The sequence below is a fragment of the Micromonospora inaquosa genome (assembly GCF_003857055.1).
GTDB classification, from domain to species: Bacteria; Actinomycetota; Actinomycetes; order Mycobacteriales; family Micromonosporaceae; genus Micromonospora; species Micromonospora inaquosa.
The window spans coordinates 1-25108 of record NZ_QGSZ01000394.1; the positions used below are offsets into that span (position 1 = coordinate 1).

Here is a 25108-nt window from a genome sequence, read left to right on the forward strand (position 1 = left end):
GTGCAGAGCTGGGAGGACGCCCTGGAGGTGCACCGGGGTGCCCCGCCGGTGCACCTCCAGGGCGTCCTCCCAGCTCTGCACGGGCAGTGGCGCCTGCCCGGTGAGGGTGCGGTAGAGCAGTGCGCCGAGGGCGTACACGTCGCTCGCCGGGTCGGGCGGGCCGGCGGTCAGCCGTTCCGGGGCGAAGTAGGCGGGGGTGCCCATCAGTGGTTCACCGGACTGGCTGTCGAGGCCGCCGAGCGCGGCGATGCCGAAGTCGAGCACCTTGGCACCGGTGTCGGTGAGCATGACGTTGCCGGGTTTGACGTCGCGGTGCACGACGCCGATGCGGTGCGCGGCGGCCAGCGCGGCGGCGATCTGCCCGGCCACCCGGACCGCCTCCGGCCAGGGCAGCGGCCCGGTCCGCAGCCGGTCGGCCAGGTTGTGACCGTCGACGAGTTCCATCACCAGGTACGGGACCACGACGCCGTCGGCCAGGGTCGCCTCGGCGTAGTCGTACACCTGGGTCACGTGTGGGTGGGTCAGCCGGGCGGCCGCGCGGGCCTCGCGTTGGATGGTGGCCCGCAGCTGTGGGTCGGTGGCGAACTGCCCCGCGAGCACCTTGATCGCGACCGGCCGCCCCAGCACCTCGTCGTCGCCGCGCCACACCTCGGACATGCCGCCGAGACCGATCCGCTCGTGCAGTACGTAGCGGTCGTGGAGGCGGAGAGTGGGCATGAGCGGCGACATGGCTTCACCAGTCTGCCTGGCAACGCCGCCTTCGACCACTCTGCGTGCCCGACCCCACACTGTTCGTCCCGTGCGTACCGGAATGGGGTTGGGTTTGGTCAGGAGCAGCGGGGGGTGCCGGGCAGCGGTCGCGGTTGGATGCGGTCGGCGAGCCGGCGCAGGGCGAGGGCGGTGGCCCGGCGGGTCGGCGCGAGCAGGGCCGGGCGGGGGTGTTCGACCTGGACCGGAGCGTCCGGTCGGGCCGAGTTGACGTGCCGGTTCATGGCGTCGAGCGCGGTGATGTAGCCGGTGGGAAGTTCCATGGTCAACTCCTCGGGACAGGTCCGGTGGAGTCCCGGACGACGAGTGCGGTGGGCAGTAACACGTGACCGGCCGCGGCGTCCGCGGGCGGGTCGAGCAACAGTTCGGCGGCGATCCGGCCCTTCTCCTCGGCCGGCTGCCGGACGGTGGTGAGGCCAGCCGCGGCGGCCTCAGGAACGTCGTCGAAGCCGGTCACCGAGACGATTGGACGATCATGGGCCGGCCGCGCGGCCAGGGCGTCCAGCACACCGAGCGCGAGGACGTCGGAGCCGGCCAGCACGGCGGTCGGCGGTGCGGGTTGGTCGAACAGCCCGGCGATGGCCGCGGCTGCCGCCGGGCGGTTGTTGCCGGGCGCGTTGACCAGGGTCAGCTCGGCCCAGCCGACGCCGACCTCGGCGAAGGCGTCGGCGAACCCGGTGAGCCGACCCCGGGTGGTCGGATACGGCACCTGGTCGACCCCGGCCAGGGCGAGCGGGCCGGCCGGCGCGTCGGGCAGCACGGAGTCGGCGAGCAGCGCCACCCGACGGTGCCCGAGCCCAGCGACGTGCGCCGCGGCACTGCGCGCGGCGGCCCGCTCGTCGATGCCGACGAACCGCTCGTCGTCGCCGGCGTTGTCACGGGGGGCCGTGCTGACAAACGGCAGCCCGCGTTGACGGATCACGTCCAACGCCCATTGCTCGTCGGCGACGCAGTAGACGCAGAACCCGTCGACCGCGGCGTTCTCCACGGCCCGTCGGGCGTCGGTCACCCCCGGCGGCAGCGGCACCAGCAGCAGGCTCGTGCCGTGCCGCTCGGCCGCCGCGCCGACACCGGCGAGGAAGCGGACCGCGAACGGGTCGGTGAAGGCGTACGACAGTTGCGAGGTGAACAGCACCCCGATCGACCCGACGAAGCCTCGGCGCAGGGAGCGCGCGGTGGGGTTGGGGCCGGGGTACCCGAGTTGCCGGGCGGCGTCGAGGATCCGCTCGCGCAGGCTGGCGGAGAGTTGGTCGGGGCGGCTGTAGGCGTTGGACACGGTGCTGCGGGAGACGCCGACGGCATCGGCCACGGCTTGCAGTGTTGGCTTCACCGGCACCTCTCTGCATCGATCCAGTCTGAATCGATACAGAGGCTAACCCGACCAGTCAGCATCGGTCAAATACGTGAACTGAGAGCCCCCGCCGGCGGGGGCCTACGCGGGCGCGGGTCAGGCCGGGTAGGTGTCGTCCAGCAGTCGGCTGAGGATCTCCGCCGTACGCTCCGGCGGCTCGGCCTCGACACAGAGCCGCTCCATCGCCACCGCGTAGTAATCCAGGTCGTCGCGCTTGTCGAGGTAGATGGCGCTGGTGAGCTGTTCGATGTAGACGATGTCGGGCAACTCCTGGTCACCGAAGCGCAGGATGGTGAAGGCGCCCCCGGCGGCGGCGTGGCCGCCGGCGGCGAACGGAATCACCTGGAGCCGGATGTGGGGCGACTTGGTCGCCTCGATGAGCGCGGTGAGCTGGCCGCGCATGACGTCGGCGCCACCGATGGGCCGGCGCAGCGCCGCCTCGTCCACCACGGCCCAGAGCTGCGGCGGGCTCTCCCGGTGGAGCAGCTGCTGGCGCTGCATCCGCAGCGCGACGCGCCTGTCGATCTCGCCCGGATCAGCCGCGCCGTGCCCCAGCAGCACGACCGCCCGGGCGTACTCCCGGGTCTGCAACAGACCGGGCACGAACTGCACCTCGTAGCTGCGGATCAGCGCGGCGGCGGCCTCCAGGCCCAGGTACGACTGGAACCACTGCGGCAACACGTCGCCGTAGCGGTGCCACCAGCCGGGGCTGTTCGCGTCCCGTGCGAGTTTGAGCAGCGCGTCGCGCTCGTGTTCATCGGTGACGCCGTAGAGGGTCAGCAGGTCCGCGACGTCGCGCTCCTTGAAGCCGACCCGGCCCAGCTCCATCCGGCTGATTTTGGATTCGGAGGAGCGGATCTCCCAACCGGCGCCCTCCCGGGTCACCCCGCTGGACTCCCGGAGGCGACGCAACTGGGCGCCGAGCAGCATGCGCAGCACGGTCGGCCCGCTTGTCGGACCGCCGTCGGCGGGAACCATCGTCACGTGCGGACCTCCGGACACCGACCCACGACGGCCGGGCGCCCCGGCCCGACCGACGTGTAAGCATGCCATGGACCGACAGTGAGGTGAACTCCTCCGCATCGGTGAATAAGTCCCGTCCCCGGGACGACCTACCCCCCCGGACGGTCAGTTGATCAGATGGTCGAAATCCCCGTCCCGCGCACCGAGAACGAAGGCGGCGATCTCATCCACCGTGTAGATCAACGCTGGCCCCTCCGGGTGTCGTGAGTTGCGGACCGCGATGCCCGTTCCCCCGGGCAGTTCGGCGAGTTCGACGCAGTTGCCGCTGGGATTGCTACGGCGGCTCTTCTGCCAGCTCAGCGGGGGCAACTGATGGATCGGTACGCCATTGGGTGGCTGATGCATGGAGGCGTCTTTCTGTTACGAGCCCGCCGGTGGCCGTGGGAGGAGCGGTGACGGCGAGGGGGTGCGGTATCGACATTGGACGGTTCTGCACGTGCATCTGCTATTGCATCTGCATCCGACGGCGAGCATGATAACGCACATGATCGGTGCCCATCCGTTCACTTTGCGTTACCCCCACACGGGCAACGATCAGGCAAAACTGGGCCCGACGCGGCGCGCCGCGTCAACCGAAGACTGGAGGCGGTCGCGGCGATGGGAGGGTTCGTGCCGGATCCGATGAGTGTCGCCTCCGGCGTCTGCGCGGCCGGCGCACTGCTCTCCTCCTGGCAACTGCGCCGACGGGCGGTGCGCGCCGAAGCCGAGATCGGCCACCTGCAGGCCGAGTTGGCCGCCGAACGGCACGCCGCCAGTCACGACCCGCTCACCGGGCTGCCCAACCGACGTGCCTTCTACCGCCTGGCAGCCGCCCTGCTCACCGACGCCGCCAGCCAGCCGCTGATCGCCGTGGTGCTCGACCTGGACGACTTCAAGCAGATCAACGACCGGTACGGGCACGCCGCCGGAGACCAGGTGCTGATCAGTGTGGCCGAACGGCTCGCCGGCTTCGCCGGGGACAACCTCGTCGCCCGCCTCGGCGGTGACGAGTTCGCCGGCCTGCTCTCCAGCCCCACCGTCGACCGCCGCTGGATCGAGCACTCCACCCGCCGACTCAGCGAGACCGTCGCCGCGCCGATCCGGCTGAGCGGGTGCAGCGTCCGGGTCACCGCCTCCGTGGGGCTCGCCCCGGTGACCGGCCCGGCCCAGCTCACCGACGCGCTCAGCCGCGCCGACGCCGCGATGTACCAGGCGAAGAGCCTCGGCGGCGCCCGATCGCCCCGCCAACTGGTCGACAGCGCGTTCCTCGGCGAGCGCTGACCGTTTCAGCTGACCGGCGCGCCGAACCACCTGAGCAGCTGGCTGAGCAGGTCGGTCTGGTCGTCGCCCACCCACGCCACGTGACCGTCGGGCCGTAGCAGCACGGCGGGCACCTCCAACTCCTCGCTGACGTCGACGACGTGGTCGACCCGCTCCTCCCAGCCGGCGACCGAGAGCTGGCCGGTCTGATCGAGCAGCAGGCCGCGGCCGCCGTGCATCAGCTCGTAGAGGCGCCCCCGCGCCAGCCGTACGTCACGCATGTGGCGCCCGAGCATGTCGTGGCCCGCGCCGAAGTCGTAGCGGACCCCGATCGCGGTGATCTTCTCGATCAGGTACCTGTTGACGTCCTCGAAGTCCAACAGCTCGGACAACAGTTGGCGCACGGACCGCGGCCCCGGCTCGGGTGAGAGCAGCAGCATCTGCGCCCGGGTGTTGTTCAGCACGTCCGAGGCCACCGGATGCCGTTCGCTGTGGTAGCTGTCCAGCAGTCCCTCCGGCGCCCAGCCGTTGAGCTCGGCGGCCAGTTTCCAGCCGAGGTTGAAGGCGTCCTGGATACCGAGGTTGAGACCCTGCCCGCCGGTCGGCGGGTGGATGTGCGCCGCGTCGCCGGCCAGCAGCACCCGGCCGACCCGGTAACGCTCGGCCAGCCGGGTGGCGTCACCGAAGCGGGAGAGCCAGCGCGGTGAGTGGACACCGAAGTCGGTGCCCGCGTACACCCGCAGTTGGTGTTTGAAGTCGTCGATGGTCGGCGGGACCGTGCGGTCCTCCACCACCCCCTCGGCCGGAACGAGGACGCGGTACACCCCGCCTCCGAGGGGCCCAAGACCGAATCGGAGATGGGCCTTGCGGACCTCGGCGACCACGTCGGCCACTGTCTCTGGCGGCACGCCCACCTCCATCTCGCCCAGCAACGTCTCGACGCTGCTGGGCTCGCCGGGAAAGCCGACACCGAGCAGCCCGCGTACTGTGCTGCGACCGCCGTCGCAGCCGACGAGGTAGCGCGACCGCAAATGCGTCCCATCGGCCAGCCGCACCGTCACCCCGTTGTCGTCCTGCCTCAGCCCGACGAGTTCGCTGCCGCGCCGGATCTCGACGCCGACCTCGCCGGCGTGCTCGCTCAGGAGACGGTCGGTGGTGGTCTGCGGAATGCCGAGGACGTACGCGTGTGCGGTGTCCAGCCCGCCCGGCGACGGCTTGGGAATCGCGGCGAAGAAGCCCCCGACCGGGTGCTGCTGTCCGAGGGCGAGGAACCGCTCCAGCAAACCTCGCTGGTCCAGCACCTCGATGCTGCGTGCGTGCAGGCCGAGCGCGCGGACGTAGCTGGTCGGCTCGGCCTCCTTTTCGAGCACGAGCGCGTGCAACCCGTGCAGCCGCAACTCACTGGCCACCATCAAGCCAGTCGGTCCGCCGCCAGCAATGATGACATCGATCATGGAATCTCCCGATTTCCCCAAATTTGGGCGTCGGCTGGAGATTCTGGGGCACCACCCGGGTCTTGCCGCAAGGCCCCCGGTGCGATATATGTTGGAGGTGGCAGAGAGCGGATCCGCTCTTTGCCTTACTTTTTGTCCGGTGCAGACGACGAGCCGGTCGCCGCTCAGAGCCGCCGGTCACTGTCGCGCAACGCCGCGTGGGCCAGAGTGACCAGATCCACCTGTGACACCAGCCCTCGCACGATCCGCGCCGCCCGGCCCCGGTCGGCCGCCTCGGCGTCGAGGTCCAACGCCTGGCGGGTCCAGTCGCTGAGGTCGTCGAGCGCGCGGACCGCGAGGAACCAGGCCAGACGCACCGGGTCGACGTCGGTGGTGCCGTAGCCGGCGAGCACGGCCTGCTGCTGCTCGGCAGTGATCGGCGCGAAGGCGAGCACCCCGCCGAGGACGAACATGAGGTCGCACTCAGGCGGGGCGAGGACCGCGTCGTCCCAGTCGATCAGCCAGACCTGCCCGTCCGCGCCGAGCAGCAGGTTGCCCAGGTGCGGGTCGCCGTGGCAGACGACTGCCGCGCCGGGCCGGTCGTACTGGTCAACGGCGCGACGCTCGACCTCGCGGGTCAGCACCCCCAGCCGGTCGGCCACCGCGGACCACACCCCTGCCAGTTCCGCGACCAGCGGGTCCGCGAGATCGGCCGGGTCCGGGTCGCGCAGCCGCGCGGCCGTCGCGCGGGTCGCGGTCACGATCGACTGGTACGCGGCACCGCCCGCCGGTAGCAGCCGGCTCAGCTCGTCGGTCACCGGCACCTCGTGCACGGCGGCCAGCACCTCGCCGTACGCGCGCCAGTGCGCACTGGTCATCGGGCCGTCGAGCGCCCGCTGGCCGGAGACCCACGGCACCACAGAGAGGCGGCGGCCGTCGTGGTCGATCGACAGCCGTCCGTCGTCGGCCCGCAGCGGCGCGACGATGCCCGGCACACGCCGCTCGGCCAGGTACGCCGTCACGACCAGGCCGGCCGGGGTGCCGCCACCGCTCAGCTTGACCGCGTACCGACAGCCGTCGGCTGCCTGAGCCAGCCACAGTCGGGCATGCTGGTCAGCCCCGGAGGTGACCCGCTCCATCATGGACAGGCGCAGGCCGAAGCCCGTCCGTACCTGTTCGGCCACCTGCCGTGCGACGTCCTGCACCATGCGGACACCATGCCAGCGCTCCGGCCACCGACCCGGCGGTTTTGCTTTCTGGCCGGCAAACCCAGCCAGGTGCTGATCATCGTCACGCCGATCTGGCTCGGTCAGCCGCCGGACGCGAAGGGTGCCGCGGGCGACCCGAGCAGGGAGTGAACCTGACCGCCCGACGCGTCACGGTCGGGCTGCCCCACCGCTGGGGGCAGCCCGGCGGCGGTCAGCGCCAGCCGTAGCCGGCGCGCAACGCCTGCCCGACCCGGTCGAACCGGGGCCGATCCAACACGGCACCCTCCCGGCGGATGCTGTCCTCGCGCATGGTGAGCACCCGGTCCAGCCGGACCCAACTCGGCCGGTTGTCGCGGTCCCACTCCCCCGGCCCCAGCGCGAACCAGTGCCGCTGCCCGTCCCGATCGCTCTGGCTGGACAGCATCAACCCGAACAGCGTCCGGCTGTGCCGCCCGACGACCAGCACCGGCCGGTCCTTGCCCTGACGGGGGTCGTCCTCGTACGGCACCCACGTCCAGACGATTTCACCCGGGTCGGCCTGACCGTCCCGCTCCGGAGCGTAGGTCAGCTCCCGACGCTGCAGCGCGCTCACCTGACGGCGGCGGGCCACCTGCGCGGGCGCCGGCCCGGTGCGCCGGGGCGACGGGATGACCGCGCCGACCCGGGAGATACGAGCCGCGACATTCCTCAACAGACCAGCCACGGCGGGCAGCCTACCCGCCGCCATGGCGGGCGGTGCGACAGACTGGCCCGATGGACGAGCTCCCCCGCGACCTGCCGATCCTCAAACGACGCGCCGTGCGGGTGGTGGTCACCGACGGCACCGAGCGGGTGTTGCTGTTCCACACCCAGGACCCGGACCACCCCCGGCTGGGCACCTGGTGGGAGCTGCCGGGCGGTGGCATGGATCCCGGTGAGACCTATCGCGACACGGCGGTGCGGGAGCTACGGGAGGAGACCGGCATCGTGGTCACCGCCGACCAGGTGGGCGCGCCGACCTGGCGACGGCGGGCGAGCTTCCTGCACCGCCAGGTGCGGCACCTCCAGGACGAGGTGGTGGTCACCGTACGGCTGGCCGGCCCCGGCCCGGACGTGGACGAGGCGCACCGGCTCGACTACGAGCGGGAGGACTACTTCGGCTTCCGCTGGTGGCCGTTGCGGGAGGTGGTTGCCAGTCAGGAGCGGTTCTACCCCGGGCAGCTCCCCCGGCTGATCACCCCGTTTCTGGCCGGCACGGAGATCGACGAGCCGTTCGAGCTGTGGTCGTGAGCCAGGCCGGCGGGCAGAGTGGGGGCATGAGGACCGATCTGCACGGGCCGCTATCCGCGTACGCCGCTCGGCTGCACGCCACGGCCGGCGACCGACACCACGTCGCCTCCCCGCTCGGCGCCTGGCTGCTGCTCGCGGTCGCTGCCACGACGGCCGATCAGGCCACCGCGGAGGGAGCAGCCGCGGAGCTGGCGCAGGCGCTCGGCACCGACCTGCCGAGCGCGGCCGAGGTGGCCCGAACGCTGTTGGACGCGCCGCACCCGCTGGTCGGGTCCGCCACCGCGCTCTGGCACCGGCCGGGGCAGGGCGACGGCGGGCCGGCGGCGTGGCGGGCCGGGCTGCCCAGCACGACCGAGGTCGGCGTCCTGCCCGATCAGGCCGGGTTGGACGCCTGGGCGCGCGAGCACACCCTCGGCCTGATCGAGACGTTTCCCCTGCGGGTCGGGCCGGACGTGGTGCTGGCCCTGGCCAGCGCGTTGGCCACCCGGGTGTCCTGGGCGACCCCGTTCGACGTCGCCGACGCACGCGCTCTCGGCGCTGGCAGCCCGTGGGCCGGTCGACTGCGGCAAGCACTGCGCAGCCCGAGCCAGGGCCACCGCTGCGCCATCGTGTCCACCGCGCAAGCCGGTGACGTGATCGTGCACGCCGCACCAGCCCAGACGACCGACGGCGCGGGGCTGGTGGTCCTCTCGGTGGCCGCCGCGCCGCAGGTGCCGCCGGCCGAGGTGCTGGCCGTCGCGTACGACCTCAGCGCCGGCGCGGCCGACGGCGCGCAACCGGCGGGCAGCCGCTCGCTGTTCGACCTGCCGCTCGGCGAGGCTCCGCTGTGGACGCTGACCGAAGAGCGGGTACGCACCCGGGCCCGCGACGGCCGCGAAGAGCGACACAGCGCCGTCCTCCCCTGCTGGTCGGCCCGGAGCGACCACGACCTGACCGCCCCGGCGCTCGGCTTTCCGGCCGTGGCGGCCACGCTGGCGACGGCGATGGCGCTGCCGGTGGAGCGCTTCGAGGCACGGCAGACGGCGGTGGCCCGGTTCGACAGGTACGGCTTCGAGGCGGCGGCCGTGACCGCCATGTTCGGGCTGACCAGCCTGCCACCGGAGGGCGTGGCCCGCACCGCCGAGCTGCGCTTCGGCCACCCGTACGCGGTGGTGGCTGTCGCCACCGACGCCCGGGGCGGCGGTGCCACCGGGCCCTGGCACGGGGTGCCGGTCTTCTCCGCCTGGGTTGCCGAGCCTGAGGAGGTGTCCGAGGCGTGAGTCAACCCGCAAAGGACCAGGCGACGCCGGGTCGTGGGCACCGGGTGGCCCCGGATTTCAATGGACGCGAGTGGATCTCGCCGGGCCAAGCCGAGGCGAGCCCGATCCAGCCGGCAGTGGCTGGCCCAGGTCAGCCCCCGCCGTCGCGGGGCAGTCGCGCCACCATCTCCCGGAATTCCCGTACCGTCATCGCCTTTCGCAACGTCGCGAAGACGGCCCCGGTTCCGGCCCGGGCGGTGGCCGGATCCACCCCGGCGCGCTGTTCCACCCGACGAAGGAACTCCGTCGGGCCGGCCTCCATCGGGGTCGCGCCGGCACCGCCGACCTCCAGGCCCACCCCGCTGGTCAATCCATCGGCGCCGGCATCCGGGCCGAGGGCCGCGGCCGGGTCCGGGGCCGGGAAGGCCGTCCCGGCCGCATCCGAGGCAGGACCGGAGGCCGCGGCCGCATCCGGGGCCGGGCCGCTCAGGTAGCCGTCGACCTCGTTCGGAAGGTGCCCGACGAGATCGCCGGGCGCGTCGCCGGTCACCCGCTCGGCCAACGTCTGGAGCACGGCGCGGGCGAGCACGCCGGCCTCCTCGGCCGGCAGGCCGGACCGTTGGGACACCGCGTCGATGAAGTACGGGAACCCGTCGCCGTCGGTCACGCTCGGCCGGTTACCCCTGGCCGGCCGCGACAAACTGCCGCTAGGTCAGCAGCCCCTCGGCCAGCAGGTGGTCGAAGATGATCTGGTCGACCGGCGAGGTGCGGTGTCGGTCCGCGTACCCCAGCCAGGCCATCTCGGCGATCTCGCTGGCCGGCCGCAGTTGTCCCCGGTAGTCGGCCCGGTAGCAGGTCATCCGCACGGTGATGCCGGTCGTGTGGCCGTGTGCCTGAGCGGTGAAGGTGCCCAGGTGCACGGCACCGGGCACGTCGACCTCGACGCTCAACTCCTCGTCGATCTCCCGACGCAGGGTCTCCACGTCGGTCTCGCCGGGTTCACGCTTTCCGCCCGGCAGGTACCAGACGTCCTTGCCCACCGACCGGGTGCTCAGCACCCGACCGTCCTCGATGAGGATCCAGGCCACCTTGTCGATCTCGCCCACGATGTTCCTTCCGGCTGCCGGGACCGGGGACGCTACCAGCCGGCACCGCGCTCAGGCGGCGAGCAGGTCGAGCAGCAGCGCGGCGGTCCAGCTGAACGCCGGTGACCCCAGCCCGGCGCCGGTGTCCGGATGGAAGTACTCGTGGCAGCCGGCCCCGGCGACCAGACCGATCATCGAGCGGCGCAGCCCGGCGGCCAACTCCGGGTGCCCGTGCGTGAGCAGCCCACGCCGGATCAGCCAACCGGTGTTGAGCCAGCTCGGCCCACGCCAGTAGCGCAGCGGCTCGAAGTCGGGTGCGGTGCGGTCGTAGGTGGGCAGCGGACGGTCCATCCGCCGGGCCACCCCGAAACGCGCCGAGCCGGCCTCGACGACCAGCGCGTCGGCCTGTCGGGTTGGCAGGTCGGGCAGGATCAGCGGGGTCAGCCCGAGCACGGTACGGGCGCTCACCAGCCGATCGGTGCGCAGGTCACGGGGTTGGAACGTGCCGGTGTCCGGGTCGTACAGCCGGCGGAGCAGGGCTTCGGTGATGCGGGCCGCGCGGGCCCGGTGCGGCCCGGGGTCGTCGCCGACGAGCACGGCGATCTCGGCGAGGGCGTGTTCGGCGGCCCCGAACGCCGCGTTGAACAGCGGGCACTCCACCAGGAAGGGGTGCCCGGCGGCCAGGTCGCGGTCGGAGTAGCAGCGGTCGCGGTAGGCGGCGACAATCGCCAGGTAACGCGCGTAATCCAGGTCCGTGGGGCGGTGCGCGGCGTCGGCGTGCGTGGTGTCATGCCGACGGTACGCGGACATGACGGCCGCCTCGGCCGGCACCGCGGCCATCGGCTCGTCCCACGCCGGACTGTTGTCCAACCCGGACTCCCACGGGTGCACGATGCAGACCAGCCCGTCACCGGCCACGTCCCGCCGGTCGGCCAGGTAGCGCTGCTGGGCGACCAGCGCGGGATAGAGCCGGCGCAGCGCGGCCAGGCCGGTGGAATCGGGCGCCCGCCGGTACGCCAGCAACGCGGCGAGCGCGTGCACCGGCGGCTGGACCAGGCCGGAGGTGTCCGCCGTCGGCGCTCCCGGCACGTCGGCCGAGCGCCACATCTCCGGCCCCGGGAAGTACGCGCCGACCCGCAGCGCCGGGTTGAACACGATGTGCGGCACCCGTCCGTCGGCCCACTGCGCCCGGAACAGGCTCACCAGCTCCCGCCAGGCGCGCTCGGGGCGGACCTGGGCCAGCCCGATCGCGATGAACGCGGAGTCCCAGCTCCACTGGTGCGGGTAGAGGGTGCGCGACGGCACCGTGTGGTCGTGCTCCCAGTTGGCGTCGAGCGTGTCGACCGCGAGCCGACGCAGCCCGGCCGCGTCGGCCGGGCCACCCGTGCGGGCGGCGTCGGCGCGCGTCGCTTCGGCGGGCGTGCCGACGCTGGACGGGCCGGCGTCGGCGGTCACGCGGCGGCCCGCCGGGGCAGCGCGTGTCGCAGCACCGTGGCGGCCTGTTGCAGGGCCCGAACGGGGTCACCGCGCAGCCGGCACTCCAGCGCCAGCCAGCCCCGGTAGTCCAGCTCCAGCAGGGTGCGCACCAACGACGGCCAGTCCAGGTGCCCGGCCCCGGGCTGGTAGCGGTTGGAGTCGCTGACCTGCACGTGCCCGAGGTACGGCGCGGCGGCGCGCAGCGCGCGGTGCACGTCATCCTCCTCGATGTTCATGTGGAAGGTGTCGGCGACCACCCGGACCGACGGCAGCGCGAGCGCGGCGCAGAGCGCCACCGCCTCGTCGAGACGGTTGACCATGTGGTCCTCGTACCGGTTGAGGGGTTCCAGGAAGAGGGTGACCCCCTCGGCGCGGGCGTGTTCGCCCAGTTCGCCGAGGGCGTCGAGGAGCACCTGCCGGTCGCCGTCCGGCGGGCGGGGCGGCTCGAACGGCGGCAGTCGCCGGGAGAACATCCCCCAGGAGGCCGGGGTCATCACCCCGACGCCGCCCAGCTCGGCGATCACCGAGAGCTGGGAGCGCAGGTTGCGGACGGCGTCGGCGGACCGGGCGGCGTCGAAGTCGCCGATGAAGTGGTCCATCTCGACGCAGACGGTGGGCATCACCACCCCGGCGGCGCGGGCGCGGCGCAGCTCGGGCAGCCGGCGGGCGAACGCCAGGTCGCCGCGGCCGCGTAGCTCGATGCCCTGGTAGCCGAGTGCGGCGGCGAGGGCGAACTTCTGGATCAGGTTGGTGCCCGGCAGGAGTTGTTCCTGACAGGCAAGCGCGATGGTGGTCATCTAGAACCTCAGCACGACTTGGAGGACGTCACCGGCGCCGCGGTCGAGCAGCGCGAGGGCGTCGGCGACCGCGCTGGCGTCGACGATGTGGCTGACCAGCGGCAGCGGGTCGACGCTGCGGTCGGCCACCAGGTCCATGAAGGTCTGCGCTACCCGGTCTCCGGTCCACCGGCCGGCCATGCTCGGCGCGGGGGTGGGCCCGGAGACCTGGGCGGCGACCAACTGGATGCGGTTGTGGTGGAACTCCTCGCCGAGGCCGAGCGCGTCGGCCTGGCCCTGGTAGAAGCCGGCGGCCACGACCCGGCCGGCGTGGGTGGTGGATCGGATTGCCTCGTGCAGCGCCGGGTACGCACCGGACAGCTCCAGGCAGACGTCGGCCCCCCGGCCGTCGGTGGCCTGGTGCAGCACGGTGGCGGCGGATGTGGTCGTGGCGCCCACCGTGGAGTACGCGCCGTACCGTGCGGCGTGCTCCAGCCGGGTGGGCACCGGGTCGACGGCCACCACCCGGGCCCCGGAGAGCACGGCGAGCCGGGTGGCGAGCAGCCCGATGACGCCCTGCCCGAAGACGCCGACCCAGTCGCCGAGATGCAGGTCACCGGCGAGGACGGCGGTCAGCGCGATGGCGCCGGGGCGGGCGAAGACCGCAGCGAGTGGGTCCAGCCCGGTGGGGAGCGCACGGACCGCGTCGGCGGCGAGCACGGCCTCGGCGCGGTGCCCCCAGATGCCCCAGACCAGCTGCCCCGGATGCCGGTCGGTGACCTCCGGCGCGACCTCGATGATCTCGCCGACCTCTTCGTAGCCGAAGCCGATCAACGGGTAGGGCACCGGGGTCTGTCGGGGGACGAACATCCGGGCGGCGTCGTCCCAGTCCTTGCTGAGCCGGGGGTTGCTGCCCCGGTAGAGGGTCAGCTCGGTGCCGGCGGAGATGCCCGAGTAGCAGGTGCGGACTCGGACCTGGCCGGGGCCGAGCGGATCCGGTGGGCAGGGCTCAAGGCTGATGCGTCGAGGCCCGGCGAGAGAGACCACCCAGTTGCCCATGTGTCACATCCCGGTAGCACTGGGTTCCAGGATAGCAAAAAATGGCCATATGTCTTGCTATTGATCAATCGAAGGTGTTGGATCCGTCATGTACCCTTCGAGAGGAGTGCCACCGATGTCAGCACCTCCGAGGCGGATACTCGCCACCACCCTGATCCTGGCACTGACCACGTCCACCCTGCTGGCCTGCGGCGACGACGAACCAGACAGCAACAGCAAGAAGATCACCGTCTGGAGCCTGGAGGACGTGGCCGACCGGGTCACCGCCACCAAGGCGATCATCGCCGACTTCACCGCCAAGACCGGGATCCAGGTCGACCTCGTGACCGTCAACGAGGACCAGTTCCCCTCCCTGATCGCCGCCAACGCCGCCGCCGGCGACCTGCCCGACGTGGTCGGGTCCGTCTCCCTCGCCGGCATCCGCACCCTCGCCGGCAACGAGCTGCTGCACGCCTCGGCGAACGCGGAGGTCGTCGACAAGCTGGGCAGGCAGACGTTCTCCCCCCGGGCGCTGGAGCTCACCGACGACGACGGCAAACAGCTCTCCGTACCCAGCGACGGGTGGGGGCAACTGCTCGTCTACCGCAAGGACCTGTTCGCCGCGGCCGGCCTGCCCACCCCCGACACGTACGAGCGGATCACCGCCGCCGCGGCGCGGCTGAACACCGGCGGCGTCGCCGGGATCACCGCGGCGACCGCCCCCAGCGACGTGTTCACCCAACAGACCTTCGAGCACCTGGCGCTGGCCAACGGCTGCCAGCTCACCGACGACTCGGGGAACGTCGCCCTGGACTCGCCCCAGTGCGTCGAGGCGTTCCGCTTCTACGGCGACCTGATCCGCACCAGCTCGGTCAAGGGCGCGCAGGACGTGGACACCACCCGGGCCACCTACTTCGCGGGCAAGGCGGCCATGGTGATCTGGTCCCCGTTCATCCTCGACGAGCTGGCCGGGCTGCGCAACGACGCCAAGCCGACCTGCCCCCAGTGCCAGACCGACCCGGCGTTCCTCGCGAAGAACAGCGGGTTCGTCACCGCGATCAAGGGCCCGAACGGCTCCGAACCGGCCCAGTACGGCGAGATCAGCTCGTGGGCGGTGCTGGACGGCGCGGCGGCCGACCCGGCGAAGTCCTTCGTGGAGTACATGCTCAGTGACGGCTACCCACGCTGGTTCGGCATGTCCCCGGAGGGCCGCTTCCCGGTGCGCAAGGGCACCCCGGCCGACCCGGAGGCGTACCTGACCGCCTGGAACACCAGCCAGGCCGGCGTGGACGCCAAGAAACCCCTCGCCGACGTGTACGGCGACGAGGTGCTCGCCACGCTGCGCCGCAGCCCGGACACCTTCGGGCGCTGGGGCCTCAGCCAGGGGCAGGGCAAGCTGGTCGGCGCGATGCTCGGTGAGCTGCCGGTGCCCAAGGTGCTGGGCGACCTCATCGCCGGCAAGTCCGACGCGGCGGCAGCCGCCAACCGCGCCAAGAAGGATGTCGACGCCATCAAGGCGGGCGTCAATTGACCACCACCGCGCCCGACACCGGCCGCTCCCCCACCGGGGAGCGGCCGGCACCACCGAAGCGCCGACCGTTGACCCTGCGCCGCCGCGAATCCCGGGCCGGGCTCGCGCTGGTCGCACCGACCCTGCTCGTCACCATCGCGGTCATCGGCATCCCGATCGTGTGGACAGTGGTGCTCGCCTTCCAACGGGTCCGGCTCGCCACGCTGCGCAAGACCGGCCTGTTCGGTGAGTTCACCATGGACAACATCGACCGGGTGCTGCACACCCCCGGCTTCGCCGAGACGCTGTGGGTCACGCTTCTCTACAGCATCGGCGGCACCGTCGGGTCGATAGTGCTCGGCCTGGTGGCCGCGCTGGTCGTCCGCCGGCCGTTCCGGGGCCGCACCCTGGTCCGGGCGTCCATGCTGCTGCCGTACGTGGCACCGGTGGTCGCCGTGACGTTCGTCTGGCAGGTGATGCTCGACCCACAACTCGGCATCGTCAACGCGTGGGGGCAACGCCTGCTCGGCTGGGACGCCCCGGTGCCGTTCCTCAGCCAGGAGTCGACAGCGCTGGCCACGGTGATCGTCTTCGAGGCGTGGCGGTACTTCCCGTTCGCGTTCCTGTTCCTGCTGGCCCGGCTCCAGGCGGTGCCCGGCGAGTTGGAGGAGGCCGCCCGGGTCGACGGCGCCACTCCCACCCAGCGGTTCCGGCACATCCTGCTGCCGCAACTGCTGCCCGTGATCGCCCTGCTGGGCGTGCTGCGCTTCATCATGACGTTCAACAAGTTCGACGACGTCTACCTGCTCACCGGTGGTGCGGCCGGCACCGAGGTGGTCAGCGTGCGGGTGTACGAGTTCCTCACCGCCCGTACCGACATCGGGGCTGCGGCTGCGCAGGCCGTCGTGCTGGCCGTGGTGCTCATCGTGTTCGTGCTGATCTATCTGCGCTTCTTCGGACGGAGGGTGAGCTGATGGACCGGGACGTGGTCGAGACGGTGAGCCTGCGTTGGCTGCGCCGCCTGGTGATCGCCGTGTTCCTGCTGATCACCGTCTTCCCCTTCTACTACATGCTGGTGCTCTCGGTGCGCCCCATCGAGCGGCTGCTGCTCGACCCGGGTGCGCTGGTGGTCGGCTTCGGTGAGCTGACCGTGGCCACGTACGCCGAGGTCCTGAAGGCCACCGACGACGGCGGCCAGGGCTTCCTCACCTTCATCCGCAACAGTGGGCTGGTCGCCGTCGCGGCGACAGTGCTCACCCTGCTGGTCGCGATCCCCGGCGCGTACGCGGTGGCCCGGCTGCGGTTCTTCGGCCGGCGGCAGGTCGACTTCCTGTTCCTGGCGGTCTACCTGTTCCCGTCGATCGTCATCGCGATCCCGCTGTTCGTGGTCTTCACCCGGGCCGGGCTGCGCGGCTCACTGTTCGGTCTGGTGCTGGTCTACATCTCGCAGACGTTGCCGGTCTCGGTCTACATGCTGAAGAACTACTTCGAGACCATCCCGGTCAGTCTGGAGGAGTCCGCAGCCATCGACGGTGCCGGTCGACTCGGCATCATCCGGCGCGTCAGCCTGCCCCTGGCCATGCCGTCGATCATGGCGGTCGCGCTCTACGACTTCATGATCGCCTGGAACGAGTTCCTCTTCGCGCTGCTGTTCCTGGTCGACAAGCCCAACCGGTGGACGGTGTCGCTCGGGCTGTCCCTGCTCGCCGACGGGGTGGAGGTGCCCAAGACGGTGCTGATGGCCGGGTCGGTCGTGCTCACCCTGCCCATCGTGATCCTCTTCTTCGCCAGCGAACGGCTGCTCACCGAGGGGCTGACCAGCGGCGCGGAGAAGGGCTGATCGTCTCGTCCGGGTCGCCCGCCCGGCCCCCGCCGGCCCGGATACGGTGGCCTCATGGCCAACCCGACCCGCTGGGCGACCGACACCGGTCCCGAGCACTCACAGTGGTATATCGACCGGTTCCGCAAGCTCGCGGCCGAGGGCGCTGACCTGGCCGGCGAGGCCCGACTGGTGGACGCCCTCGTCGCGCCCGGCTCCCGCATTCTCGACGCCGGCAGCGGCACCGGCCGGGTCGGTGCCGCGCTGGCCGAGCGGGGGCACACGGTGGTCGGGGTGGACGCCGACCCGGCGCTGGTGGACGCCGCCCGCGCCGATTATCCGGGCCCGACATGGCTGGTCGGCGACCTCGCCGAGCTGGACCTACCGGCGCTGGGTGAGGCGGAACCGTTCGACGCGGCGGTGCTGGCCGGCAACGTGCTCGCCTTCGTCGCCGTCGGCACCGAACCAGCGGTGCTGCGCAGGGTCGCCGCGCACCTGCGACCCGACGGCGTGCTGACTGTGGGCTTCGGCACCGAACGCGGCTACCCGCTGACCGCGTTCGACGCCGACGCGGTTGCCGCCGGGCTGCGCGTGGAGCACCGCTTCGCCACCTGGGATCTGCGCCCGTGGCGCGACGACGCCCCGTTCGCGGTCAGCGTCCTGCGCCGGCCGGCGGACTGACACCGGCGGGGAGGCGTCACCCTCAGTCCGGGGCGGCGACGGCGCGGGCGGCGGCCGGGTCGAGGGTGGCGCCGGCGGGCACCAGGCTGACCAGCCCGGCGGGCAGCCGCACCGGTCGCACGTCGCGGTAGCCGAGCATCGGCAGCACCTCGCGGTCGGCCAGCACGTACCGCCGGCCCAGGTCGGTGACCACGGAGACCGCGCCGCCGGTCGCGCCGGGCGCCGCGGCGGCCTCGACCACCGCGCCGCGGCCCGGCTCCACCACCACATGGTCGGCCAGCACCACACCGCCGGTCGGCGCGGTGCGGGGCACGGCCGTCAGGTCCCGCAGCGGTACGCCCGAACGCAGCTGACCAACCCCGCCGTCGTCTCCGATGCGGGTGCAGAGCGCGCCACCGTCGGCGGTCGCGAGCCGGGGCGGGGCCGGCGGCGGGGCGTTCGGGCCGGTCGGGGCGAGATCAGGCACCTTGGGCAGCGCGGCGAACCGGCCCAACGTCATCGGTACCGGCTCGCCCTGCCCGGTGCGGGCCAGCAGCAGCCCCGCCTGCAACTCGGTGATGCCGGCCAGGCCGGCGTCGAGCGCCACCGCGTACTGCCGGCCGCCACCGGAGTTGCTCACCAGGTAGACCGTGCCGACAGTGGCACCCGGCACCCGAGGGGCGGGCCGGCCCAGCGCGGGCAGGTCGAGCGGGGCGAGGTCGGCGCCGGCGGGCAACGAATTGAGCAGTGCCGGCGCCACCGGAATTGCCTGGGCCCGGGTGGTGGCGAGCGCCGCCAGCACCCGGCTGGCATCACGGACGAGGTAGCGCCGCTGGTGCCAGACCAGGTGCAGCCCGCCGTCGGGGTGGCGCAGCAGCAGCGCGTCGTCGCCCAGCGGCCGGCCGCCGCCGGGCTCGGTGCCGATCAACAGGGCGGAGCGGGGCTGCTGGACGCCCGCGCCGGCCGGGATCGTCGAGCAGACCGTCCACGCGGTGGCGGCCAACCGCCCGGGGGCGGGCAACGAGTCGGGTGCGTCGGCGATGCCCAACGGCAGCCCGCGCGGCACTCCGTCGATCGTGCGCCGGGAAACCAGCACCGTCTTGGACCGGTCCGCGCCGACGATGAGCAGCGCCGAGGCGTAGTTGAGCACCGGGTGCAGCCTCTGCTCGCGATAGACGAACCGGGCGCCGGACTCCTTCTCCACGATCACCGCGCCCGCGTCACGCCACCCCTTGCCGCCGCCGGCGAACAGGCCGTAGAGGGCGAAACCACCGAGCCCGATCGCCGCCACCAGGACGCTGGCCAGGCCGGCGCCGGCCAGCCGCCGAAACGGTGACTGCGCGGGATCGGTCTCCCGCATGACCAGGGCGGCGACTGCCCGCTGGACGCTGAACTGGTAGGAGTGCAGCTGGTCCTGCCGCGACGGCATGAGTCCCCTCCGGTGGATCGACCGCGCACAGGATATGCGCTGCGTCGATGTCAGGTGGACCCTGCGTGGCCGCCCGTCGCGGGGCAACCGGTACCATCCATGGACGAATCCGGCGGCGAGAGGGCACCCGTGGGCGCGCGTTTCGAAGAGCTGGCCTGGCGGGAGACCCCGATCGGCGCGATCAGCCTGCGCCGACGCCGCGACCCGGCACTCCAGGTCGAGGTGTACGAGGTCAAGCTCGACGACGAGTACCTGATGTCCAGCCTCTTCCCCGTCGCGGAGATCGAGCTGGCGCGGCTGGGTCTCGCCGAGGTGGCCGGTGACTCCCTCGACGTGGTGGTGGGCGGTCTCGGCTTGGGCTACACCGCCTGCGCGGCGCTGGGCGACCCCCGGGTGCGCTCACTGCTCGTGGTGGAGGCGATCGAGGACGTGATCGACTGGCACCGACGCGGGCTGCTGCCGTTCGCGGCGGGGCTCGCCGAGGACCCCCGCACCCGCTTCGTGCAGGCCGACTTCTTCGCGGCGGTGGCCGGTGACACCGGTTTCGACACCGAGACGCCCGGTCGACGCTTCGATGCCGTGCTGCTCGACGTCGACCACTCCCCGCGCAACGTCCTGCACCCCAGCCACGCGGCGTTCTATCCGCCGGCCGGGTTGCGCCGCCTGGCCGCCCTGTTGCGCCCCGAGGGCGTTTTCGCGCTCTGGTCGGACGACCCGCCGGACGCCGAGTTCACCGGCGCGCTCACCGAGGTGTTCGCGAGCGTTCGGGCGCACGTCGTGCCGTTCGCCAACCCGCTGACGGGCGGTCAGTCGGCCAACACCGTCTACGTGGCGCGCACCGGCCCCTGATCGGCTCCGGTAAGCCGCTCGCGCATGGTGTCGGCCGGACGGGGAACCAGAAGCCGGGCCGGCCGCATTCGGCACGGCCGGTTACGGGAGGTCGACATGCGTGCACTGCTCTGGGTCGTCGGCGTGGTCGCCGGCGTGTTGATCCTGCTCGGGTTGCTCCTCGAAGCGGTCCGCTGGCTGATCATCATCGGTGTGATCGCGCTGGTTATCGTGATCATCTGGGGCGTCGTCAAGGGGCGGCAGGCCATGAGCCACCAGTCCCGCCGACGGTGACGCGCGGCGGCCCCGATCAGAACCAGTCCGGCCGCATGTCGAGGGTGGTCCGGTCCCGGCTCTCCAGCAGGTCGAACTGCGGGCCGGTCCGGGGCAACTCGACGGTGAAGAAGTAGCGGGCGGCCTGCCGCTTGCCGGCGTGGAACGCGTCGCCGGCCCCCTCCGGCGGCAGCGCCAGCACCTGCTCCAACCACATCCACGCGATCACCACGTGTCCGACGGCCTCCAGGTAGGCGCTGGCGTTGGCCAGCGCGAGCACCGGGTCGCCGTCGGCCCACAGTCGACGGGTGACAGCGGTGACCCGGTCCATCGCGGCGGCCAGCCGGCCCGCCAGCTCGGCCGCCTCGTCGCCGGCCTTGCGGGCCCGCTCGACCGTGTCGCCGATCGTCTCGCTCAGCAGGGTGAGACCAGCTCCGCCCTGCATGGTCACCTTCCGGCCCAGCAGATCCAGTGCCTGGATGCCGTGGGTGCCCTCGTGGATCGGGTTGAGCCGGTTGTCCCGGTAGTGCTGCTCCACATCGTGGTCGCGGGTGTAGCCGGCACCGCCGAGCACCTGGATCGCCAGGTCGTTGGCGGTGAGGCACCACTGCGACGGCCAACTCTTGGTGATCGGGGTGAGCACGTCCAGCAGCAGGTGCGCGCGCTCGCGGTCGGCCTCGGCCGGAGCGGTCTTCTGCTCGTCGAGCAGGCGCGCGCAGTAGAGCACCAGCGCCAGCGCCCCCTCCACGTAGCTCTTCTGGGCCAGCAGCATCCGTCGTACGTCGGGGTGGTCGATGATCGGCACCTGCCCGGCGGCCGGGTCCTTGGCGCCGACCGGCCGGCCCTGCGGCCGCTCCTTCGCGTACGCCAGGCTCTTGAGGTAGCCGGTGTAACCCAGCGCGGTGGCGCCGGCCCCGACCCCGATCCGGGCCTCGTTCATCATGTGGAACATCTGCGCCAGGCCCTGATGGGGCGCGCCGACCAGGTGCCCGACCGCTCCGGGGCGGCCGGCCGGGGTGTGTGCGCCGTCGCCGAAGCTGAGCAGGGTGTTGGTGGTGCCCCGGAACCCCATCTTGTGGTTGAGCCCGGCCAACACCACGTCGTTGCGGTCGCCGAGCGACCCGTCCGGGCCGACCAGCACCTTGGGCACGATGAACAGCGAGATGCCCTTGACCCCGGGCGGCGCACCAGGGACGCGGGCCAGCACCAGGTGGACGATGTTCTCGGCCAACTCGTGATCGCCACCGGAGATCCACATCTTGGTGCCGAAGAGCCGGTACGTGCCGTCCGTCTGGGGCTCGGCGCGGGTGGTGATGTCGGCCAACGAGCTGCCGGCGTGCGGCTCGGACAGGCACATGGTGCCGAAGAACCGACCGTCCAGCATGGGCCGGACGTAGGTGTCCACCTGCTCGGGGCTGCCGTGCGCCAGCAGCAGGTTGGCATTGCCCAGGGTGAGGAACGGGTACGCGGAGGTGGCCACGTTGGCGGCCTGGAACCAGGTGAAGCAGGCCGCCGCGACGGCGTGCGGCAGTTGCAGACCACCGACAGTGGCGTCCAGCCCGGCGGTGAGCAGGCCGGTCTCGGCGAAGCTGTCCAGGGCCGCGCGGACCTCCGGGATCAGCCGGACCCGCTGCCCGTCGAAGGTGGGCTCGGCGAGGTCGGCGGCGCGGTTGTGCGGGGCGAACTGTTCGGTGGCCACCCGCTCGGCAAGGTCCAGGGCGTCGTCGAAGGTCTCCCGGGAGTGTTCGGCGTAGCGGGGACGCTCGACAAGGTCGGCCACCCGCAGCCATTCGTGCAGCAGGAAGTCGAGGTCACGGCGGGAGAGCAGGGTGGACGGCACGGCACTCCTCTGCGGGCACGGGGGCGGGTCGGGCCGGAGCGACGGCCCACTGTCGCCCCGGCCCATCCTGGCCGATCGACAGGGCGCGCACCACCGGCCCCGGTGGGGTCCGACGAGCGGAATGTGTCACACCGAGGCCTACGAGCAGTCCGCCTGGGTGGGCACTCCGGCGGTGCTCGGCGTTTCGGCCGGCAGTCGCCGGGGATACCGCGCCGGATGGCCGGAGCCGTCGGCCACCCACCGGAGTCGAGGACGCCGCCGGGCGGGTGAGGAGCGGGTCGATGTCGTCGCTGCCCACCGAGGAGGATCCCCGGTTGACGCCGGTGCTTCAGGAGGACCGGGTGTGCACGGGCGTGACCACAGCGCGCGGGCGGGTGTTCCTGAGCTACCCGTCGGCGGACCGGGCCGGCGTGCAGGTCGTCGAGGCGTTGCCGGACGGGCAGCGTGACCCGTACCCCGATGCCGGGTGGAACCGCGTCGACCAGCCGCCGGACGGGGCGTTCGTGCACGTGAACGGCTTGCGCGCCGGCCCGGACGGCCGGTTGTGGATCGTCGACGCGGGTACGCCCCAGGTCGGCGGCGCACAGGTGCCGGGCGGCGCTCGGCTGATCGCGGTCAACCTGGACGGCGACCACGTGGAGCAGGTCTACCACCTCGACGAGGCGGTCCACCCGGACAGTTACGTCGACGACGTCCGGTTCAACGGCCGGATGGCGTACCTCAGTGACGCCGGGGCGGCCGGCCTCATCGTGCTCGACCTCGACTCGGGTCGGTCCCGACGCGTGCTGGACGGGCATCCGAGCACGGCGGGCGGCCCGGTCATCCCCGACGGGCGCACGCTGCGTGACCCGGACGGCGCCGAGGTACGCCTGCACGTCGACCAGTTGGAGGTGTCGCCGGACGGTCGCTGGCTCTACTACCAACCGGCCTCCGGCGGGATGTCCCGGATCGCCACCCGCTGGTTGGACGACCCGTCGATCTCCGCTGACGAGATGGCCCGGCGGGTCGAACGGTGGTGTGACACGCCGAGCACCGGCGGCACGGCCATCGACGCCACCGGCACCATCTACCTCAGCGACCTGGAACGGCGGCGCGTCCTCGTCCTCGCACCCGACCGCAGCGTGCGTACGCTCGTCGCCGACCCCCGGCTGGCCTGGGTGGACGCGATGTGGCTCGACGCCGAGGCCCGGCTCTGGATGCCGGCGGCCCAGCTGCACCTGACCGCCGGGCTCAACGGCGGGCACGCGGCCGTCGACTACCCGGTCCAGATCTACCGGATGCCGGTCGACGCCGGGCCTCCCCCACTGGACCACGCCTGAGTGGGCACTCCCGCGCCCGCGGCTTCGCGGCGGTGACCTCCGGCCCCAGGATCCGGAATTCCGGTGGAACGGGTGCGGTCCGATGGTTGAAGATCGCAGGGTGTCCGTTCCCGCCCGTCAGATCCGTGCTCGTTACTCGGCCGACACGATCACCGTGTACCAGGCGTACCCACCGGAGATCGCGCTTCCGGCGGTGGCCGCCGGTCGCTTCGTGGCCCCCTTCAAGCGTGAGCGGATGACCTGGATCAAGCCGTCCTTCCTGTGGATGATGTACCGCTGCGGCTGGGCCACCAAGCCCGGGCAGGAGCGCGTGCTCGCCATCGACATCACCCGGGAGGGCTTCGAGTGGGCGCTGGCGCGAGCCTGCCTGAGTCACTACGACCGGGGCCTGCACGGCGATCGTGCGACGTGGTCACGACACCTCAGGACCAGCCCGGTACGGGTGCAGTGGGATCCGGAACGGACACTGCACCTGAACGCGTTGCCGCACCGGTCGTTGCAGGTCGGGCTGGCCGGCGAAGCCGTCGCCAGGTACGTCGACGACTGGCTGGTCGGCATCACCGACATCACCCCCACCGTCCACCGGGTACGGGACCTGGTGCGGGCGGATGACGTACCGGCGGCGACAGCTCACCTGCCGGTCGAACGAAGCTATCCACTGCCGACTGAGATCGCGGCCCACCTCGACGCCAGCGGGTGACGCTTCGCCGTCAACGGCCCTCGGTCCCATCCCGGCGGAGCCGCAGTTCGTCGGTCTGCATGAGGCGCTGCCGGGCGTGGTCGTGACCCGCCGACCTGTCGCAGGGCTGCCTTAGGCTCCCGGCCATGGCTGAATTCGTGTTGGTGGCGGGGGCGTGGCTGGGGTCGTGGGCATGGGACGAGGTGGTGCCACCACTGCGGGCGGCCGGCCACGGCACGCACCCGCTGACTCTCTCCGGCCTCGCCGACAAGCGGGACGTGCCCGCCGGGCAGCAGACCCACGTGCAGGACATCGTCGACGAGATCGAGGGCCGCGACCTGCGCGACGTGGTGCTGGTCGGGCACAGCTACGCGGGCATCCCGGTGGGTCAGGCCGCCGAGCGGATCGGCGACCGGTTGAGCCGGGTGATCTTCGTCGACTCGGAGGTCCCGGTCGACGGCGGGTCGTTCGCCTCCGGCTGGTGGCAGGGTCAGGCGGCCTTCGAGGCGCAACTCGCCGGCAACGGCGGGCAGTGGGCTCCGCTCGGTGCGACCGATTTCGACGGTCAGGGTCTCACCGACGAGCAGGTCGCCCGCCTGGTTGACGGCTCCACCCCGCACCCGGGCGCCACGCTGACCGAGCCGGCGGTGCTCAGCCGACCGCTGGGTGAGCTGCCGGCGACGTACGTCAAGTGCCTGCTCGACGGGCCGGAGCCCAACGACACGGTGGCCAAACTGCTGACCAGCGACCACTGGCGACTGATCACGATGGACACCGGCCACTGGCCGATGTTCTCGCAGCCCACCGAACTGGCCCGGGTCCTGTTGGCGGAGGCCGCCTGACCGGG

The 25108-nt window shown here is 72.2% G+C and carries 28 protein-coding genes; 13 read left to right on the top strand and 15 right to left on the bottom strand.

What is annotated here, in order from left to right:
* From DLJ59_RS35175 to DLJ59_RS35195, 5 genes are all read right to left on the bottom strand, one after another.
* The coding region (locus tag DLJ59_RS35175) for a serine/threonine-protein kinase (protein ID WP_425271483.1) at nucleotides 1-717 on the bottom strand (717 nt) is incomplete at its 3' end.
* A gap of 110 nt (nucleotides 718-827) precedes the next feature.
* Nucleotides 828-1031 (bottom strand): hypothetical protein, encoded by a 204-nt coding sequence (locus DLJ59_RS35180; RefSeq protein ID WP_167493928.1) that lies wholly within the window; start codon nucleotides 1029-1031, stop codon nucleotides 828-830.
* 2 nt (nucleotides 1032-1033) lie between these two features.
* Nucleotides 1034-2077 (bottom strand): LacI family DNA-binding transcriptional regulator, encoded by a 1044-nt coding sequence (locus DLJ59_RS35185; RefSeq protein ID WP_244236395.1) that lies wholly within the window; start codon nucleotides 2075-2077, stop codon nucleotides 1034-1036.
* Nucleotides 2078-2215: 138 nt separating this feature from the next.
* The gene (locus tag DLJ59_RS35190; protein WP_425271484.1) at nucleotides 2216-3097 is read right to left on the bottom strand and encodes a helix-turn-helix domain-containing protein; all 882 of its coding nucleotides are present in this window, start codon (nucleotides 3095-3097) and stop codon (nucleotides 2216-2218) included.
* Between the two features lie 150 nt (nucleotides 3098-3247).
* Nucleotides 3248-3487, bottom strand: a complete 240-nt coding sequence (locus DLJ59_RS35195; RefSeq protein ID WP_124778421.1) for a DUF397 domain-containing protein — start codon at nucleotides 3485-3487, stop codon at nucleotides 3248-3250.
* 264 nt (nucleotides 3488-3751) lie between these two features.
* Between DLJ59_RS35195 and DLJ59_RS35200 the strand changes: the two genes are divergently transcribed.
* A complete protein-coding gene (locus tag DLJ59_RS35200; protein WP_124778422.1) occupies nucleotides 3752-4402 on the top strand; it encodes a GGDEF domain-containing protein in 651 nt (216 codons plus the stop codon).
* 5 nt (nucleotides 4403-4407) lie between these two features.
* Here the strand turns inward: DLJ59_RS35200 and rox are convergent, their stop codons facing one another.
* The gene (gene rox, locus DLJ59_RS35205) at nucleotides 4408-5835 is read right to left on the bottom strand and encodes a rifampin monooxygenase (RefSeq protein WP_124778423.1); all 1428 of its coding nucleotides are present in this window, start codon (nucleotides 5833-5835) and stop codon (nucleotides 4408-4410) included.
* A 164-nt stretch (nucleotides 5836-5999) separates the two neighbouring features.
* Nucleotides 6000-7022 carry a phosphotransferase enzyme family protein gene (locus DLJ59_RS35210; protein WP_124778424.1) on the bottom strand — a complete coding sequence of 341 codons (1023 nt, stop codon included), beginning with the start codon at nucleotides 7020-7022 and terminating at the stop codon, nucleotides 6000-6002.
* A 9-nt stretch (nucleotides 7023-7031) separates the two neighbouring features.
* On the opposite strand from DLJ59_RS35210, the gene DLJ59_RS36520 reads away from it, so the two are divergent.
* Nucleotides 7032-7172, top strand: a complete 141-nt coding sequence (locus tag DLJ59_RS36520; RefSeq protein ID WP_158630952.1) for a hypothetical protein — start codon at nucleotides 7032-7034, stop codon at nucleotides 7170-7172.
* A gap of 61 nt (nucleotides 7173-7233) precedes the next feature.
* Here the strand turns inward: DLJ59_RS36520 and DLJ59_RS35215 are convergent, their stop codons facing one another.
* The gene (locus DLJ59_RS35215; RefSeq protein ID WP_124778425.1) at nucleotides 7234-7725 is read right to left on the bottom strand and encodes a type II toxin-antitoxin system PemK/MazF family toxin; all 492 of its coding nucleotides are present in this window, start codon (nucleotides 7723-7725) and stop codon (nucleotides 7234-7236) included.
* 50 nt (nucleotides 7726-7775) lie between these two features.
* On the opposite strand from DLJ59_RS35215, the gene DLJ59_RS35220 reads away from it, so the two are divergent.
* On the top strand, nucleotides 7776-8291 hold the full coding sequence (locus tag DLJ59_RS35220; protein WP_124778426.1) for an NUDIX hydrolase: 516 nt from the start codon (nucleotides 7776-7778) through the stop codon (nucleotides 8289-8291).
* A 26-nt stretch (nucleotides 8292-8317) separates the two neighbouring features.
* A complete protein-coding gene (locus tag DLJ59_RS35225) occupies nucleotides 8318-9550 on the top strand; it encodes a serpin family protein (RefSeq protein WP_124778427.1) in 1233 nt (410 codons plus the stop codon).
* Between the two features lie 130 nt (nucleotides 9551-9680).
* Here the strand turns inward: DLJ59_RS35225 and DLJ59_RS35230 are convergent, their stop codons facing one another.
* The 5 genes from DLJ59_RS35230 to DLJ59_RS35250 all read right to left on the bottom strand — a co-directional run bounded on the left by DLJ59_RS35230 (nucleotide 9681) and on the right by DLJ59_RS35250 (nucleotide 13925).
* On the bottom strand, nucleotides 9681-10196 hold the full coding sequence (locus DLJ59_RS35230; RefSeq protein WP_124778428.1) for a DUF2267 domain-containing protein: 516 nt from the start codon (nucleotides 10194-10196) through the stop codon (nucleotides 9681-9683).
* 40 nt (nucleotides 10197-10236) lie between these two features.
* A complete protein-coding gene (locus tag DLJ59_RS35235; RefSeq protein WP_124778429.1) occupies nucleotides 10237-10635 on the bottom strand; it encodes an NUDIX hydrolase in 399 nt (132 codons plus the stop codon).
* A 51-nt stretch (nucleotides 10636-10686) separates the two neighbouring features.
* A complete protein-coding gene (locus DLJ59_RS35240) occupies nucleotides 10687-11973 on the bottom strand; it encodes an MGH1-like glycoside hydrolase domain-containing protein (RefSeq protein ID WP_124778459.1) in 1287 nt (428 codons plus the stop codon).
* 92 nt (nucleotides 11974-12065) lie between these two features.
* Nucleotides 12066-12887, bottom strand: a complete 822-nt coding sequence (locus DLJ59_RS35245) for a sugar phosphate isomerase/epimerase family protein (protein WP_124778430.1) — start codon at nucleotides 12885-12887, stop codon at nucleotides 12066-12068.
* Nucleotides 12888-13925 (bottom strand): zinc-dependent alcohol dehydrogenase, encoded by a 1038-nt coding sequence (locus tag DLJ59_RS35250; RefSeq protein WP_124778431.1) that lies wholly within the window; start codon nucleotides 13923-13925, stop codon nucleotides 12888-12890.
* 115 nt (nucleotides 13926-14040) lie between these two features.
* Here DLJ59_RS35250 and DLJ59_RS35255 point away from each other — a divergent pair, with 115 nt between their 5' ends.
* From DLJ59_RS35255 to DLJ59_RS35270, 4 genes are read left to right on the top strand one after another with little or no spacing between them, the layout of a single operon-like run.
* Nucleotides 14041-15435, top strand: a complete 1395-nt coding sequence (locus tag DLJ59_RS35255) for an ABC transporter substrate-binding protein (protein ID WP_124778432.1) — start codon at nucleotides 14041-14043, stop codon at nucleotides 15433-15435.
* A complete protein-coding gene (locus tag DLJ59_RS35260) occupies nucleotides 15432-16388 on the top strand; it encodes a carbohydrate ABC transporter permease (RefSeq protein ID WP_124778433.1) in 957 nt (318 codons plus the stop codon). The genes DLJ59_RS35255 and DLJ59_RS35260 overlap by 4 nt, the downstream gene beginning before the upstream one ends.
* On the top strand, nucleotides 16388-17254 hold the full coding sequence (locus tag DLJ59_RS35265; RefSeq protein WP_124778434.1) for a carbohydrate ABC transporter permease: 867 nt from the start codon (nucleotides 16388-16390) through the stop codon (nucleotides 17252-17254). The genes DLJ59_RS35260 and DLJ59_RS35265 overlap by 1 nt, the downstream gene beginning before the upstream one ends.
* Before the next feature lie 54 nt (nucleotides 17255-17308).
* The gene (locus DLJ59_RS35270) at nucleotides 17309-17914 is read left to right on the top strand and encodes a class I SAM-dependent methyltransferase (protein ID WP_124778435.1); all 606 of its coding nucleotides are present in this window, start codon (nucleotides 17309-17311) and stop codon (nucleotides 17912-17914) included.
* Between the two features lie 22 nt (nucleotides 17915-17936).
* Here DLJ59_RS35270 and eccB read toward each other — a convergent pair whose 3' ends face one another.
* Complete coding sequence (gene eccB / locus DLJ59_RS35275) at nucleotides 17937-19322, bottom strand: type VII secretion protein EccB (protein WP_124778436.1); 1386 nt, start codon at nucleotides 19320-19322, stop codon at nucleotides 17937-17939.
* A 129-nt stretch (nucleotides 19323-19451) separates the two neighbouring features.
* Here eccB and DLJ59_RS35280 point away from each other — a divergent pair, with 129 nt between their 5' ends.
* Entirely contained in the window at nucleotides 19452-20171 is a 720-nt protein-coding gene (locus DLJ59_RS35280) for a polyamine aminopropyltransferase (protein ID WP_124778437.1), read from the top strand.
* Between the two features lie 96 nt (nucleotides 20172-20267).
* Nucleotides 20268-20444, top strand: a complete 177-nt coding sequence (locus tag DLJ59_RS36765; protein ID WP_167493929.1) for a hypothetical protein — start codon at nucleotides 20268-20270, stop codon at nucleotides 20442-20444.
* A gap of 16 nt (nucleotides 20445-20460) precedes the next feature.
* Here the strand turns inward: DLJ59_RS36765 and DLJ59_RS35285 are convergent, their stop codons facing one another.
* Nucleotides 20461-22263, bottom strand: a complete 1803-nt coding sequence (locus DLJ59_RS35285; RefSeq protein WP_124778438.1) for an acyl-CoA dehydrogenase — start codon at nucleotides 22261-22263, stop codon at nucleotides 20461-20463.
* A gap of 281 nt (nucleotides 22264-22544) precedes the next feature.
* Here DLJ59_RS35285 and DLJ59_RS35290 point away from each other — a divergent pair, with 281 nt between their 5' ends.
* The 3 genes from DLJ59_RS35290 to DLJ59_RS35300 all read left to right on the top strand — a co-directional run bounded on the left by DLJ59_RS35290 (nucleotide 22545) and on the right by DLJ59_RS35300 (nucleotide 25103).
* The gene (locus DLJ59_RS35290; protein ID WP_124778439.1) at nucleotides 22545-23582 is read left to right on the top strand and encodes an SMP-30/gluconolactonase/LRE family protein; all 1038 of its coding nucleotides are present in this window, start codon (nucleotides 22545-22547) and stop codon (nucleotides 23580-23582) included.
* A 100-nt stretch (nucleotides 23583-23682) separates the two neighbouring features.
* Nucleotides 23683-24282: a DUF4291 domain-containing protein gene (locus DLJ59_RS35295; RefSeq protein WP_124778440.1), complete on the top strand. Its 600-nt coding sequence runs from the start codon at nucleotides 23683-23685 to the stop codon at nucleotides 24280-24282.
* 125 nt (nucleotides 24283-24407) lie between these two features.
* Complete coding sequence (locus tag DLJ59_RS35300) at nucleotides 24408-25103, top strand: alpha/beta fold hydrolase (RefSeq protein WP_124778441.1); 696 nt, start codon at nucleotides 24408-24410, stop codon at nucleotides 25101-25103.
* Nucleotides 25104-25108 lie beyond the last annotated feature (5 nt).

What these genes read in the sequence shown, in the direction of transcription:
- DLJ59_RS35180 (WP_167493928.1), bottom strand. Translation starts at nt 1,031, where the DNA reads ATGGAACTTCCCACCGGCTACATCACCGCGCTCGACGCCATGAACCGG.
- DLJ59_RS35190 (WP_425271484.1), bottom strand. Translation starts at nt 3,097, where the DNA reads ATGGTTCCCGCCGACGGCGGTCCGACAAGCGGGCCGACCGTGCTGCGC.
- DLJ59_RS35195 (WP_124778421.1), bottom strand. Translation starts at nt 3,487, where the DNA reads ATGCATCAGCCACCCAATGGCGTACCGATCCATCAGTTGCCCCCGCTG.
- rox (WP_124778423.1), bottom strand. Translation starts at nt 5,835, where the DNA reads ATGATCGATGTCATCATTGCTGGCGGCGGACCGACTGGCTTGATGGTG.
- DLJ59_RS35210 (WP_124778424.1), bottom strand. Translation starts at nt 7,022, where the DNA reads ATGGTGCAGGACGTCGCACGGCAGGTGGCCGAACAGGTACGGACGGGC.
- DLJ59_RS36520 (WP_158630952.1), top strand. Translation starts at nt 7,032, where the DNA reads ATGCCAGCGCTCCGGCCACCGACCCGGCGGTTTTGCTTTCTGGCCGGC.
- DLJ59_RS35220 (WP_124778426.1), top strand. Translation starts at nt 7,776, where the DNA reads ATGGACGAGCTCCCCCGCGACCTGCCGATCCTCAAACGACGCGCCGTG.
- DLJ59_RS35225 (WP_124778427.1), top strand. Translation starts at nt 8,318, where the DNA reads ATGAGGACCGATCTGCACGGGCCGCTATCCGCGTACGCCGCTCGGCTG.
- DLJ59_RS35245 (WP_124778430.1), bottom strand. Translation starts at nt 12,887, where the DNA reads ATGACCACCATCGCGCTTGCCTGTCAGGAACAACTCCTGCCGGGCACC.
- DLJ59_RS35250 (WP_124778431.1), bottom strand. Translation starts at nt 13,925, where the DNA reads ATGGGCAACTGGGTGGTCTCTCTCGCCGGGCCTCGACGCATCAGCCTT.
- DLJ59_RS35255 (WP_124778432.1), top strand. Translation starts at nt 14,041, where the DNA reads ATGTCAGCACCTCCGAGGCGGATACTCGCCACCACCCTGATCCTGGCA.
- DLJ59_RS35265 (WP_124778434.1), top strand. Translation starts at nt 16,388, where the DNA reads ATGGACCGGGACGTGGTCGAGACGGTGAGCCTGCGTTGGCTGCGCCGC.
- DLJ59_RS35270 (WP_124778435.1), top strand. Translation starts at nt 17,309, where the DNA reads ATGGCCAACCCGACCCGCTGGGCGACCGACACCGGTCCCGAGCACTCA.
- eccB (WP_124778436.1), bottom strand. Translation starts at nt 19,322, where the DNA reads ATGCCGTCGCGGCAGGACCAGCTGCACTCCTACCAGTTCAGCGTCCAG.
- DLJ59_RS36765 (WP_167493929.1), top strand. Translation starts at nt 20,268, where the DNA reads ATGCGTGCACTGCTCTGGGTCGTCGGCGTGGTCGCCGGCGTGTTGATC.
- DLJ59_RS35290 (WP_124778439.1), top strand. Translation starts at nt 22,545, where the DNA reads ATGTCGTCGCTGCCCACCGAGGAGGATCCCCGGTTGACGCCGGTGCTT.
- DLJ59_RS35300 (WP_124778441.1), top strand. Translation starts at nt 24,408, where the DNA reads ATGGCTGAATTCGTGTTGGTGGCGGGGGCGTGGCTGGGGTCGTGGGCA.